This window comes from Xanthomonas campestris pv. badrii (assembly GCF_012848175.1).
GTDB lineage: Bacteria > Pseudomonadota > Gammaproteobacteria > Xanthomonadales > Xanthomonadaceae > Xanthomonas > Xanthomonas campestris_C.
The window spans coordinates 2,186,270-2,200,225 of sequence record NZ_CP051651.1; the positions used below are offsets into that span (position 1 = coordinate 2,186,270).

Annotated in this window: 11 protein-coding genes; 3 read left to right on the top strand and 8 right to left on the bottom strand. The window is 65.8% G+C overall.

Features of this window, described 5'->3' with window-relative positions; all coding sequences use genetic code 11:
- Nucleotides 1-19: 19 nt before the first annotated feature.
- From HG421_RS09215 to HG421_RS09250, 8 genes are all read right to left on the bottom strand, one after another.
- Nucleotides 20-856: a carbohydrate ABC transporter permease gene (locus tag HG421_RS09215; RefSeq protein ID WP_039412596.1), complete on the bottom strand. Its 837-nt coding sequence runs from the start codon at nt 854-856 to the stop codon at nt 20-22.
- Nucleotides 853-1,737 (bottom strand): carbohydrate ABC transporter permease, encoded by an 885-nt coding sequence (locus HG421_RS09220; protein WP_211161799.1) that lies wholly within the window; start codon nt 1,735-1,737, stop codon nt 853-855. Before HG421_RS09220 ends, HG421_RS09215 begins: the two co-directional genes overlap by 4 nt.
- Nucleotides 1,734-3,077 carry a sugar ABC transporter substrate-binding protein gene (locus tag HG421_RS09225; protein ID WP_169706133.1) on the bottom strand — a complete coding sequence of 448 codons (1,344 nt, stop codon included), beginning with the start codon at nt 3,075-3,077 and terminating at the stop codon, nt 1,734-1,736. Before HG421_RS09225 ends, HG421_RS09220 begins: the two co-directional genes overlap by 4 nt.
- A gap of 3 nt (nt 3,078-3,080) precedes the next feature.
- Nucleotides 3,081-4,718 (bottom strand): glucoamylase family protein, encoded by a 1,638-nt coding sequence (locus HG421_RS09230; protein WP_169706134.1) that lies wholly within the window; start codon nt 4,716-4,718, stop codon nt 3,081-3,083.
- A gap of 103 nt (nt 4,719-4,821) precedes the next feature.
- On the bottom strand, nt 4,822-7,800 hold the full coding sequence (locus HG421_RS09235; RefSeq protein WP_169706135.1) for a TonB-dependent receptor: 2,979 nt from the start codon (nt 7,798-7,800) through the stop codon (nt 4,822-4,824).
- Nucleotides 7,801-7,896: 96 nt separating this feature from the next.
- The gene (locus tag HG421_RS09240) at nt 7,897-8,919 is read right to left on the bottom strand and encodes a LacI family DNA-binding transcriptional regulator (protein WP_169706136.1); all 1,023 of its coding nucleotides are present in this window, start codon (nt 8,917-8,919) and stop codon (nt 7,897-7,899) included.
- A 295-nt stretch (nt 8,920-9,214) separates the two neighbouring features.
- A complete protein-coding gene (locus HG421_RS09245; protein WP_169706137.1) occupies nt 9,215-9,484 on the bottom strand; it encodes a BolA family protein in 270 nt (89 codons plus the stop codon).
- On the bottom strand, nt 9,481-9,780 hold the full coding sequence (locus HG421_RS09250) for a YciI family protein (RefSeq protein WP_064510766.1): 300 nt from the start codon (nt 9,778-9,780) through the stop codon (nt 9,481-9,483). Before HG421_RS09250 ends, HG421_RS09245 begins: the two co-directional genes overlap by 4 nt.
- 368 nt (nt 9,781-10,148) lie before the next feature.
- Here HG421_RS09250 and HG421_RS09255 point away from each other — a divergent pair, with 368 nt between their 5' ends.
- Genes HG421_RS09255 through HG421_RS09265 form a run of 3 tightly spaced genes read left to right on the top strand, consistent with a single transcriptional unit; the run spans nt 10,149 to nt 13,840 of the window.
- Entirely contained in the window at nt 10,149-11,054 is a 906-nt protein-coding gene (locus HG421_RS09255; RefSeq protein ID WP_169706138.1) for a segregation and condensation protein A, read from the top strand.
- Nucleotides 11,055-11,067: 13 nt separating this feature from the next.
- Nucleotides 11,068-12,243 carry an SMC-Scp complex subunit ScpB gene (gene scpB / locus HG421_RS09260; protein ID WP_169706139.1) on the top strand — a complete coding sequence of 392 codons (1,176 nt, stop codon included), beginning with the start codon at nt 11,068-11,070 and terminating at the stop codon, nt 12,241-12,243.
- Complete coding sequence (locus HG421_RS09265; RefSeq protein WP_169706140.1) at nt 12,236-13,840, top strand: pseudouridine synthase; 1,605 nt, start codon at nt 12,236-12,238, stop codon at nt 13,838-13,840. Before scpB ends, HG421_RS09265 begins: the two co-directional genes overlap by 8 nt.
- Nucleotides 13,841-13,956 lie beyond the last annotated feature (116 nt).

Consider the following 13,956-nt stretch of genomic DNA (forward strand, 5'->3'; position numbering starts at 1 on the left):
AGTCGCAGGAACACTGGTTTCACCCCTTCACACTCCCCAGCAGAAGACCTTGGATGTAGTAACGCTGCAGCGCCAGGAACAATAGCAGCACCGGAATCACCGTCACCACCGCACCGGCCATCATCAGCTCCACGTCCATGATGTGTTCGCGCGACAGCGCCGCCAGCGCCACCGGCAAGGTGTATTGCTCCTGGTCGGTCAGCACGATCAGCGGCCACATGAAGTCGTTCCATGAGCCCATGAAGGTGAAGATGGTCAGGGTGACCAGCACCGGCTTGAGCATCGGCAACACGATCTGGAAGAAGATGCGCATCTCGCTGGCACCGTCGATGCGCGCGGCCTCGATCAGCTCATCGGGAATGCTGCGCGCGTACTGGCGTACCAGGAAGATGCCGAACACCGTGGCCAACGCCGGCACCACCACCCCGCCGATATTGTTGACCAGATGCAGCTGCTTCATCAGCAGGAACAGCGGCAGCATCGCCACCTGCGCCGGGATCACCAGCGCCGCCATCAGGATCTTGAAGATGCGCTCGCGGCCGACGAACTGCAGCTTGGCGAACGCATAGCCGGCCATGGTGTTGATCAGCAGCGAGCCGAGCGTGATCAGCCCGGACACCAGCAGGCTGTTGGCGAAGTTGCGCGCCATGCCGGTGCGCGCGAACAGCTCGTGGTAGTTGGCCGTGGTGAACGCCGACGGCAGCATCGGTGGCGGAAACCGGCTGGCCTCGCCCGTGGGCATGAACGACACCGACAGCATCCACAGCAATGGTGCCAAGCTGATCAGGGCCAGCACCAGCAGGCCGCCGTTGATCAGCACGGCATTCCAGCGCGACTCGCCGACATCACGACTCATATCAGGTCCTTCTTGCGGCCAAAGCGCAGCATCACGGTGGTCACCGCCAGGATGATCAGGAACAACAGGAACGCCACCGCCGACGCACGGCCGAGGTTCCACCATTTGAAGCCTTCTTCGAACATGAAATACAGCACGCTGACGGTGCTCTGCAGTGGGTCGCCGCGGGTCATCACATACGGTTCGGCGAACAGCTGGAAGTAACCGGAGATGGTGATCACGCCCACCACCATCAGCACCGGGCCGAGCATCGGCAAGGTGATGTGCAGGAACTGCTTCCAGCGCGACGCGCCATCGATGCGCGCGGCTTCGTACAGGTCCTGCGGGATCGCCTGCAAGCCGGCCAGGAAGATCACCATGTTGTAGCCGAAGTTCTTCCACACCGCGAACAGCATGATGGTCGGCATGGCCCAGCGCGGATCGCCCAGCCAGTCGATCGGGGCGATGCCGAGATGGCTCAGCCCGAAGTTGACCAGGCCGTATTTGATATGGAACAGGTAACGCCAGATCACCGCCACCGCCACCAGCGTGGTGACCACCGGCGCGAACAAGGCAGTGCGGAACAGCGCCTTGAAGCGCGAGGCCTTGGCGTTGAGCAGCAAGGCCGCACCCAGCGACACGCCGATCGACATCGGCACGCCCAGCAGCACGAAGTAGGTGGTATTCCACAGCGACTTCCAGAACAGCGGCGTCTGCAGCAGCTCGATGTAGTTGCCCAGGCCGACGAAGCGCAGGTGGCTGCTGTCGGCCAGCGCGTACAGGTCGAAGTCGGTGACGCTGAGCACCAGCGCGGCGAACACCGGCACGCCGAAGAACATGCCCAGCACCATGATCGAGGGTGCGGCGAACACCCAGCCGGCGACCGAATTGCGGCGCATCATCGGGCACCTCCCTGCGCTGGCGCGGCCTGGGCTGCGGGAAGCGCGGCAGATTCACCGGCCGGGCCGACATGGCCGCCCTCCTGTTCAAAAATCCAGCGGCGCTTGGCCAGGATGTCGTCCACGCGTTGATCCAGCTCCTGCACGGCGGCCTCGTGCGATTGACCGCCGCGCACCACGCGCTCGGTCACCAGGCGCATTTCCTGCACGATGCGCTCCCACTCCAGCACCTTCGGCGTGGCCTTGACCCGCTCGAGCTGGTCGCCAAACGCATGCGCCAGTTCGTCATTGGCAAGTGACGGCAGCTTCCAGGTACTACGCCGCGGCGGCAGGTCGCCGATGATGGCATGGAAGCGCGCCTGCACCGTGGGCTGGGACAGGTATTGAATCAGCTTCCAGCTGGCGTCCTTGTGCTGCGAGGACTTGAAGATCACCAGGCTGGAACCGCCGGCGATGCCCGCGCCCAGGCCGTTGGGCCCCGGCAGTGGCGCAGTGCCCCACTTGCCTTCCATGCCCGGCGGCTGGCGCAGCTTGAACTCGCGCACGTTCCACGGGCCAGACAGATAGAACGCGTAATAGCCGTTGAAGAACTCGTACCAGACGTTGGAGACCTGGGTCTCGGACACCTTCGGTGCCCAGCCCTTCTGGTACATGCCGTCGTAGAACGCCAGCGCCTTGCGAAACCCTTCGCCGCGGAAGTTGCCGTAGTTGTCGTGGTCGCGCAGCAGGCGGTCGTCCTGCTGCAGCGCGAAGGACAGCTGCTGCTCGAACTCGTTGAGCGGCATCAGGATGGCGTAACGGTCGGGGCCGACCTTGCGCTTGATCGCTGCCATCACCTGTTCCATCTCGGCCCAGGTCTTGGGCATTTCGCTGTAGCCGGCCTCGCGCAACAGGTCCTTGCGATAGAACAGCAGCCGGGTGTCCACATACCACGGCACGCCGTACAGGGTGCCATCGACCACATTGGTGTCCCACACGCCGGGGAAATAATCGGCCGGGTCGACGATTGTCGAGCGCGCCACGTACGGCTGCATCGGCTCCAGCGTGTCCAGCAGGGCGAATTCCGGCAGCCAGGTGTTGCCGAGCTGGCACACGTCCGGCAAGCCATCGGCGGCGAAGGCGGTGAGCAGTTTTTCGTGTGCCGCGGTCATCGGGATGTTCTGCACATCGACCTGGATGTCCGGGTTCTGCTTCTCGAAGTCGGCCACCAGCTCGGCCACCACTTCGGCCTCCTTGCCCATCGCCCAGAAGCGCACGGTGGTCTTGGCGGGATCGGAGCGATCGCATCCGGCCACACCTGCACACAGGGTGGCGGCCAGCATCAACAGTTTCAAAAGGCGCACGGGTTACTCGGGTTTTGGGCGTTGCGTGGAGTTTTGGCGTTGCGAGGGATCTTGCTGCGCCTGCGCGGCGGCGGCACGCGATTCGGCCATGCCCAGCGCGCGCGCGGCGGCCTTCTGCTCGTCCTTCTGCGGCAGCGGCTGCGGCTCCCCCTCGGGGGTGAGCCAGCCACCGGTGAAGCCGGCGCGTTCCAGACCGGCGCGGATATAGGGGCTCTTCTTCATCACGTTCCAGACGAACTCGTTCTGGTAGTTGGCGATCATGGTCAGGATCGGGCCCTGGTCGATGCCGATGTAGTCGCCCGCCACCCAGCCGCGGTTCGGCACCATGCGCCCGGTCTTGAGCGGGATGTCGTAGTTGAAGCTGGGGTTGAACGAATCCAGGAAGCCATAGCTGGAGTACAGATAGTCGCCATAGCGCTTGTGCATTTCTTCGGTGGCCGGGATCACCACTTCCGGGGCGAACACGATCGAGGAGATCGCCGCGGTCGGTGCGATGGTGCCGTCGTCGAAGTTCTCGCGCAGGCCGGCGCCGCGCGAGGAGTAGTGGCGGAACTGGCGCTGCTCGCCACGGTATTCCTGGCTGGTGTTCTGCGGGCCGTCGCCGGCGGTCAGGCCCCAGACGTTCTCGCCGTAGTCCTTCCACTTCATCGGGTTATCGATGGCGTAGTCGCGCTGCGCCAGGGTGGCGCGGCGGCTGTTGAGGAAGTAGTCGATGCCGCGTTCGCGCATGTACTGGTCCTGGATATCGCGGAAGTCGATCCAGACATGGCTGTATTGGTGGCCGAACAGCGGGCCGAAGGACAGGTATTCCTGGCCCTGGTAAACGCCCCAATCGTTGTTGTAGGTGCGCGTCCAGCTGGTCCACGCCTCCGGATCCACGCCATGGGTGGGCGAGCCCAGCGCGAGGATGTACAGCATCATCGCCTCGTTGTAGCCCATCCAGTCGTGGTCGATGAAGCCGCTCTCCGGGAACCAGCCCATCGAGATCAGCGGCGCACGCTGTTGCAGCCAGCGCCAGTCCACGCGCTTGTACAGCGCATCGGCGATCTGACGGATTTCTTTCTCGCGCGGGTCTTCGCCGTCGTAGTACGACTGGGTGAACAACACGCCCATCATCAGCAGCGCGGTGTCCACGCTGGACAGCTCGACCCAGCTGTCGTAGCGATTGCCCTGCTGCATGTCCAGAAAGTGGTAGTAGAAGCCCTTGTAGCCGGCCCTACCGGTCCGCTGCGGCCCCATCGGGGCGTCGCGGAAGAATTTCAGTGTGGTCAGGGTGCGGTCGATCGCCTGATTACGGCTGATCCAGCCGTTCTCGATGCCGATCGGATACGCGGTCAGCGCAAAGCCTACCGAGGCGATGCTGGCGAACGGGCGCGACGGAAACCGGTCCGGCGACAGTCCGTTGACCTCGTTGGTGGTGTCCCAGAAGAACTGGAAGGTGCGGCGTTCGATATCCGAAAACAGTGGCGGCAGCGGCGGCTTGACCGGTTTGGGCGGCAACTGCGCCTCGATCAGGATCACTTTCACTGGCGCCTTGCGTTCGGCCACCTTGGGTTCCTCGGCCTGTTTGCAGGACGCCAGTACCAGCGCACCCAGCAAGAGTGGAATCGTCAACCAACCCGACGTGTTGCCCCTGTCCATCCGCCCCCCACTTGTGTAATCGATTACATCTCGCACGCAAACCTACCCTATCCAGGCGCCGAGTTCGACCGCCCTGGCCGTGCAGCCAGGGCGGTCGAGCACCTCACCAGTTCAGGCCAAAGGCCAGACGGAAGGTACGCATCGGCGATGCCAGCACACCGGTCGGCGTGCCGTAAGCCGTGTTCAAGTCCTGCAATGTTCCGGTATCGCCGTTGAAGGCGGCGTAATTGACCCAGTTGAACACGTTGAGGATATCCGCACGCACATTGAATGTGACACCTGCGCCGGTATCCCATTCTTTATTGGCGGCAATGCTGAATTCCTTGTAGCCCAGCGTGCCATCCGGCTTGAACTGGATGATGTCGCACTGGTCGTTGCCGGCAAGGCAGTTCTGGCCGTAGCGCGCGGTCTGGCTGGCCAGCGACAGCTTGCCGGACAGCTTGACCTGGTACGGAAGCTCGTAGATGCCGGTGACCACCAGGCGATTCTTCGGGATGCCGCCGGCTTCACGCCAGCCGTAGTCCTGGATGCGTTCGCGGTCCAGCGCGTAGTGCTCGCCGAACTGGCGGTTTTCCTTGGCATCGGAGTAGGTGTAGGCCACCGTCAGGCCCCAACCGGATTCTTCGTCGAAGGGCTTTTCGACCTGCAGCGCGAGCTGGTTGTTGCGGGTTTCCACGCCATTGGTGCCCAGCACGATGGCGCTGTAACCATCCGGCCCGTCGGTCGGCACGCCGGAGGTGGTGCCCGGCTGGAAGAACGAGCCGTCCGGCAGGCGGTTGCCGCGCACGAAGGCGAAGCCGTCGTGGCTTTCGATGCGGCTCAGGGTCACGTCGGTGAACCAGTCCTGGCCCCACAGCGGCACCATGTTGCGCATGCCGATGCTGAATTGGTCCGAATACGGGGTCTTGAGGGTGTTGTCGATCAGGTAGACCTCGCGCCCACCACCGCCGGTGCTGTTGGCGGTCAGCGTGTTCAACCCTTCCTGGCTGTTGTAGGCCGGATTCCAGGCCGTGCACGGGTCGCCCAGGCAGGCGGGGTTGTTGGCGCTGGTGAAGTAGTAACTGTAGGAATTGAAGGAGTTGTTGAGCTGCTCCAGGGCCAGGTAATCGAAGATGTTGCGGTCATACGCACGGCCGGCGCCGCCATAGATCACGTGGGCCTGGTCGCCGAACAGGTCGTAGGAGGCGCCCAGACGCGGCTGCCAGGCATCGTTGAACGCCTTGCGGTTGTTGCCGGTGCTGATGAAGTCGTTGATGTCGTAGTTGGCGTTGCGCAGGTTCGGCCAGTTCTGCAGCGCACCGGCCACATCGGACGGGGTGACGAAGTCCACGAAGGCCGGGGTTTGCTCGTAGTCGTAGCGCAGGCCCAGGTTGAGGGTCCAGTGCTCGTTGACCTCCCAGTCGTCCTGCAGGTAGATGCCGTACTGCTTGTTCTTGGACACCACCGAGCCGCCACCTTCCACCAGCGGCGCACCGAAGCGCACCCGGTACGGCGTTTGCACGTCGGTGAGAATGTTGTAGTAATACTGCGGGTTGGCCGGGTTGAACTGGGTCGAATCCAGATCGATGCTCTTGAACTTCACACCCATCTTGACGGTGTGTGCGCCGTGCCATTCCAGGCTGTTCAAGGTCAGGTCGTCCTGGAAGGTCCAGCCCTTCTGGCCCTTGCGCTGGAAGCTGCTGCCGGCGCCCGCCGCCAGGATATCGGTCTCGTTGCCACGCACCGGCGTATAGCTGAGGATGTAGCCGTTGCCGTTGTTGATCGGCGCCTGGTTCCAGAAGGCGCTCTCGTAGCTGAGGTTGGCCTCGTTGAGGAAGTTGGCGCCGCTGTACTGCCAGCGCAGGTTGGCGCGCTTTTCTTCCTGCCCGTTGATGCTGCCGTGCTCGTAGGTCGAGGTCTGGCCGACATCGTTGAGCTCGTCTTCCTTGCGGTACTTGCCGGTCAGCTCGAACAGGTTGTTGTCGCCGATGGTCCAGTCGATCTTGCCGAAGTACAGGTCTTCCTTGAACGGCGTGCTGGAGGTCACCACCAACGGCTGTAGCTGCGCCGGCAGTTGGTCGACGCGGTCCGAATAGATCGAGCCGGGAATCACCACGTTCGGCGTGCTGTACTCCTTGGCCTCATAGGCAATGAAGAAGTGCGCCTTGTCCTTGAGGATGGGGCCGCTGAAGGTCGCGCCGTACTGGGTTTCCTCGAAGTCGTCGCGCACGCCGGCCTTCTTCTCCAGCGGGCTCTCTTCGCGCCAGCCATCGTTGCTGGTGTCCCAGAAGAAGCTGCCGTGGAAATCGTTGGTGCCGGACTTGGACGAGGCCACGATGGCGGCGCCGCTGACCTGGTCGAACTCGGCCTTGTAGTTGGAGGTGATGACCTTGTATTCGCCGATCGCCGACTGCGGGAACGGGTTGCCGCGGCTGGAATCCTGGCCGCTGACGCCGCCGGTCAGCACGTAGTTCTTCTGGCTGACGCCGTCGATGTAGACATTGGTGCCTTCGGCCGAGGTGGCGCCCGAGCGCACCTTGGTGGTGCCGTTGGCCTCGCGAGTGAACTGCACGTTCGGCACGGTGTCGGCCAGTTCCAGGAAGTTGCGCGTGGCACGCGGCAGGTTCTGGATCTGCACGTTGGAAATGTAGGTGGCGTTTTCGGAGGTACGGGTTTCCACCAGCACCGGCGGCGCCTTGACCTGCACCGCATCCAGCGTGGTGGCGTTACCAGCGTCGGCCGTGGCCGGCTCGCCGCCGACGCCCAGATTCAGGGTTGCCGTCTGGCCGACCTGCACGGTGACGTTCTGCGTGCTGGTCTGGCCGTTGGCGCTGACATCGATCCGGTACGAACCCGGTGGCAGGCCACCGAGCGCATAGCCGCCGTTGCTCGCCTGCACGGTACGGGTCAGGCCGGTGGCCAGATTGGTCGCGGTGACCTGCGCCTGTGCGGCCGGTGCCGCGTCGACCGTGACCTGGCCGCGGATGGTGGCGCCGGTGCCTTGCGCGAACGCAGGCGCGGCGCCCAGCAGCAGGCAGCTGGCCAGCGCACAGCTGAGCAGCTTGCGCGCCGGACGCGCGGAATGGGGGTGGTGGTGGTGCATGGTCCCTCCAGGGATCGGTACAGATTGTTGTTGTGGTGTTGCAGGAACGACCGCTGCGGGGGAGCAGCGGGAGCGGACAGAACGTCCGCGAAAAGGTCAGGTGCCCGCCGCGCCGGCGCCGCAGGACGCGCGGATCACCAGCTCGGGCGTGAGCAGCTGGCGCATGCCGTCGTCGGCGCCCGGCGTTTCCACCAGCCGCATCAGTCGGGACATCGCCTGCTCGCCCAGGCGCGCAATGCTGACCCGCATCGTGGTCAGCGGCGGATGGACGAAACGCGCCAGCGGGATGTCGTCGAAACCGGCCAGGGCGACATCGCCGGGCACCGCGACGTCGGCCTGGGCAAATGCATACAGGCAGCCCAGCGCGGTCATGTCGTTGGCCGCGAAGACCGCATCGGGCAATGCGCCCGCTGCCAGCATCGCCAGCCCGGCGCGGTGGCCGGAGGCTTCGTCGAAGTCGCCGGCATATTCGATTCCCTGCGCCTGCGCGCCGAATCCGGCAAGCGCATCGCGGAAGCCGCGCAGGCGCTCGCGCGCATCGAAGTTGAGCGCCGGCCCGCCGATGAAGGCGATCCGCCGGTGACCTGCGCGCAGCAGGTGCTCGGTCATGGCCATGGCGCCGGCATGGTCGTCGATGCTCAGCACCGGATAGCCCGCACCGGGCAGGTGCGCATTGATCAGCACCGTCGGCAGCGCCTGCGGCAGGTTGTCGGTCAGGAAGCCCGGCTGCTCGGCGTACGGCGATAGCACCAGCAGGCCATCCACGCGCCCGCGCATCGAGCGCAGCGCCCTGCCCTGGGCTTCCGGGTCGCCGTGATAGCTGGACACCAGCAGGTGCTGCCCGGCAGCGCGGGCCGCGCCATCGATGCCGCGGATCAGCTCGGAAAAGAATTCGCCATACAGATCGGGCAGCACCACGCCCAGCGTCTGCGACCGCCGGCTGCTCAGGCTACGGGCGGCCGCATGCGGGCTATAGCGCAGGCGTTCGGCCACCGCCATGACCTGCTGACGCACAGCCCCGGCGACATTGTCATGCCCGTTGAGCGCGCGCGACACGGTGGCCACGGAAACCCGTGCTTCGCGAGCGACATCTTTGATGGTGACCGCACCCTTGGCCATGCGTGTCGCCCTCCGCGACCGACTTCCCAAAACTGGCGCGGACTGTAAGCGTTTTCATAAGCAGGCGTAAACCCCTGTCTTCACATCCGTGAAAACGCTTACAGATCAAGCATCTGCAGGTGATGAATACGTGAAATAATGTGCTGCGTCGCAACAAAGACGCACCCACGCGTCCACAGGCCGAGCACAACGCGGATCACGCTTGGCGGTTCTCTGCGCGGCGTGACGAGGGGTTATCGATACCGCTCCGAGGCGCCCGGATGCGCTCCCAAACGGCGCGGTCTGGCCCCTGCGGCTAGCCGGTTTCACCCGGCGCAATCGCCTCGATCGACAAGGCATGGATGTCGGTCTGCATCATCTCGCCCACGGCTGCGTAGACCGCCCGATGACGCGCCAGCGGCGGCTTGCCGGCAAACACGGCACTGACGAGCCGCACATTGAAATGCCCGCGCCCGTCGCGTGCGCCGGCATGGCCGGCGTGCCGAGCGCTGTCGTCCACCACCTCCAGCTCGGTCGGCGCCAGGGCTGCCTGCAGCGCCACGCGGATCCGCTCGACCCGGCTCATGGCAGCACCCGCCGGAACGGCCGGACCTCGGTGCGCACATACACGCCCGCTTCCACGTACGGATCGGCATCGGCCCAGGCGCGCGCATCTTCGAGTGCGTCGAATTCGGCAATCACCACACTGCCGCTGAAGCCGGCCGGACCCGGGTCCTCCGCATCGATGGCCGGGCATGGCCCTGCCACCAGCAGTCGCCCGGCCGCCGCCAACGCCTGCAGGCGCGCCAGATGCGCCGGTCGCGCCTGCTGCCGCGCCGCCAGTGCGTCGGCGCCGTCATACCCTTCGATTACGTACCACACGCGCCACCTCACCCGGAACTTGAAGATCACCCGGGGGATTCTAGCCGGCCCGGCGCTGGACACCGCCCCCGCGCACGCATTACCCTTGGCAGCACTGCACACGCAACCGGACGCAGCGGCCCGTCGGCCCAGGCTCAACGCTCTTCCCGACGACCGATTCGCTGCCCACCGCCGGCCCGCGTAGACGACCTCCTCGCTGTTCCGTCGCCGCATGCCACACGGCGCCTGCTTGCAGATGGATTGGCGTATGTAGATTTGTGGGATCGTGCCGGCGCAGGCACGACATTGATCGCAATAACTTCAAGGCAAAGCCCTGCAGGCGCGGCTCAAGACCGCGGCCGGCGACCGTAAGACCCGATGTCGACCTGATGAATTCCGAACTCGCGCACGCCGCGACTCCGCCAGCCACGAGCGCGCCGCCACAGCAGCAGGAAATGCCGCTGGCGGTGGTGCATGGGCAACCGGTGCTGCAGATCCCGCAGGATCTGTATATCCCGCCGGATGCGCTGGAAGTCATCCTGGATGCCTTCGAAGGTCCCTTGGACCTGCTGCTGTACCTGATCCGCCGGCAGAACCTGGACATCCTGGACATCCCCGTCGCCGAGATCACCCGGCAGTACGTGGACTACATCAATGTGATGCAGGAGCTGCGCTTCGAACTGGCGGCCGAATACCTGGTGATGGCCGCGATCCTGGCCGAGATCAAATCGCGCATGCTGTTGCCGCGCCCGCCCAGCCAGGATGGCGAAGAAGAAGATCCGCGCGCCGAACTGGTGCGCCGCCTGCAGGAATACGAGCGCTTCAAGCAGGCTGCCGAAGACCTGGACACCCTGCCCCGCATGGGCCGCGACAGTGCGCCGGTGCAGGCGCACCTGCCCGAGCGCGCCGCGGTCAAGCTGCCGCCGTCGGTGGAATTGAAAGAAATGCTGATGGCGCTGTACGACGTGCTCAAACGCGCCGAGCTGTTCACCGGGCACGCGATCAAGCGTGAGGCGCTGAGCGTGCGCCAGCGCATGGGCGATGTGCTCGGCCGCCTGGACGACGGCAAGTTCTACCGTTTCGAATCGCTGTTCACTGCCGAGGAAGGCAAGCTCGGCGTGCTGGTCACCTTCCTGGCGCTGCTCGAATTGGCCAAGGAGCAGTTGCTGGACATCGTGCAGGAAGCGCCGCTGGCGCCGATCTACGTGAAGTCGCTGGCGTTGGGAAATACCAATGCGCCGTTGCAATTCTCCAGCGAATTCGACGACAGCGATGCCGCCAACGAACCTATCTGAAGCCGATCACCGAATGGATCAAGCGCTGATCACCCGCATCATCGAAGCCGCCCTGCTGGCGAGCAGCCAGCCGCTGACGCTGGCGCAGCTGCAGGGCCTGTTTCCGGAAGAAGAACCGGCGCCGCCCGGCAGCGTCGAGCGCGCACTGGAATCGCTGCGCGAGGCCTGTACCGAGCGTGGCGTGGAACTGGTCGAAGTGGCCTCCGGCTTCCGCTTCCAGGTCAAGGCCGATGTGCATGGCTGGGTCGCCCGCCTGTGGACCGAGCGCCGCACCAAGTACACCCGCGCCACGCTGGAGACCCTGGCCCTGATCGCCTACCGCCAGCCGATCACCCGCGGCGAGATCGAGCAGGTGCGCGGTGTGGCGGTCAGCAGCAACATCATCCAGGCGCTGGAAGAGCGCGAATGGATCCGCGTGGTCGGCCACCGCGACGTGCCCGGCAAGCCGGCGCTGTTCGGCACCACCAAGGGCTTTCTGGATTACTTCGGGCTCAAGCGGCTGGACGAGCTGCCGCCATTGTCCGAGTTGAAGGACATTGCCGAGCTCGAACCACAGCTGCCGCTGGACCGCGATGGCCAGCTGGATGGCGCAGTCCCGGCATCGGCATCGATGCAGGCCGAGCAGGACGCGGCAGATCCCGACGTGGGCGACGCCGATGCGGCCGACGCTGATGCAGGCGATGACGCAACCGGCGGCGATACGGATGCAGTTGCCGATGTGGGCGACACCCCCTCAACGGCAGATGCCGGCGCCACATCGGCCGAGTCCAGCGACAACGGCGCCGCTGCGGCCGGTGAAGACAACGCTGCACCCGCCGATAACGGCAATGAGTCAGACGATGACATCGAGGATGCTGCTGCGCAGACCGGCAGCGCAGCTGATGAGGCGGCGGAGGTCGCGCAGGAGCAACGCCGCCACGACGTCGGCAGCCGCGACAACCGCGATGCCGACGCGCAGCACCCAGGCACACCGCAGCACCCCGAGCCCGCCTCGGCGCAGGACCCGAACACGCAACACCCCGATGCCGCCCGCGAGGGCGACCCCGACACCGCGCCGGGTACGCGCGCGGATGCAGTGAACGAAGACGAAGACAACGCCGTCGCGACGACGACCGTGGCTGTTGACGAAGCCGATTCCGACCCAGAGGCCGACCCGCAACGCGGCGGCCGGAGCCAGACACATGAGTGACACCCCCCGCAAGCTGTCGTTGAACAAGCTTTCCCTCAAGCGCGACAGCGCGCCCGAAGCGCCCAAGCTGGAAGAGCGCCTGCACAAGGTGCTGGCCCAGGCCGGCCTGGGTTCGCGCCGCGCGCTGGAGCAGCGCATCGCCGATGGCCTGATCAAGGTCAATGGCGCCGTCGCGCAGACCGGCATGTCGGTGCGCAGCGGCGACAAGATCGAGCTGGACGGCCGCAGCTTCGTGGCCAGCGCGCTGACCGAACCGTCGCGCGTACTGATCTACAACAAGCCCGAAGGCGAAGTGACCACCCGCGAAGATCCCGAAGGCCGCCCGACCGTGTTCGAGTCGCTGCCGGCATTGAAGGGCTCGCGCTGGATCGCCATCGGCCGGCTGGACATCAACACCACCGGCCTGCTGCTGCTGACCACCGACGGTGAGCTGGCCAACGCGATGATGCATCCCTCCTACGAGGTCGAACGCGAGTACGTGGTGCGCGTGCGCGCCCCGGAAGGCGAACAAACCGTTTCCGACGCCATCATCGAGCGCCTTTCGCGCGGCGTGCTGCTGGAAGACGGTGGCGCCAAGTTCGACGAGATCGAACGCATCGGCGGCACCGATTCGCACGACTGGTTCCGCGTGGTGGTCAAGGAAGGCCGCAACCGCGAAGTGCGCCGGCTGTGGGAATCGCAGGGCTGCCAGGTCAGCCGCCTCAAGCGCAGCCGCTACGGCAAGATCTCGCTGCCGCGCGAGCTGCTGCGCGGGCAGTCGGTGGAAGTGGCGCAGGACAAGGTCGACGCGCTGCGCGCCGAACTCAAGCTGGAAGAAGGCGCGCCTTCGGCATTGACGCTGCAGCCGGTGATCGGCCAGCGCCGCGCCGCCAAGTCCACCGTGCATGTGTCGCGCGATGGCCGCAGCAATGCCTACGTCAATGGGCAGACCTCCGGCGCCGATGAAGGCCGCGAGCTGCGCCGCTTCGACAACTTCCGCGAAGAACGCGGCGGCCGCGGTCGCGGCAAGCCCGGCGGTTTCAAGGGCGGGCTAACCGTCAGCGGCGAAGCCGCTGCCAAGCAGTCGCAGCAGCGCCCGTTCAAGCAGCGCGGCCCGGCCAAGGGCGACCGCTCGTTGCCGGACGGCAACCCGGCTGCGTTCCGCAGCTGGTATGTGCCCGATGGCGTCAGCACCGGTCCGAGCGGTCATCGCAATGCCGGCCCCGGTGGCAACGGCACCGGCCAGGCGCGCCCGTATGCCAAGAAGGGGCCGGGCGGTGCACGTCCGGGTGCCGGCGGCGGCCCGGGGCGCGGCGGTGCCGGTGGTCAGGGTCAGGGTCAGCGCAAGCATCCCTACGGTCATCCGGGCAATGCGCCGATCTTCCCGTCCGACCACGCCACTCCGGGCTTCAATCCGTATGGGGCAGCGCGTCCTGCCGGCCGCCCCAGCGGCGGCCGTCCGGGTCCGGGCGGCAACCGCGGCCCGGCATCGGCCAATCGTGGTCCCGGTGGCGCGCGTGGCCCCGGTGGTCCCGGCGGCGCTCCGCGTGGCCCGGGCGGCCGTCCGCCGGGCGGTGGCAACCGTCGCCCGCCCGGTGGCGGCAATCGCGGTCGCTAAGGCCTGGCGGCAGGCACCTGCAATAGGAAACGGCCCTGCAAGGGGCCGTTTTCATATGCGCCTGCCGGCGGCGTGGCAGCAGGTTCAGTGCCACGAGCCAGGACTGCAGCAAGGTT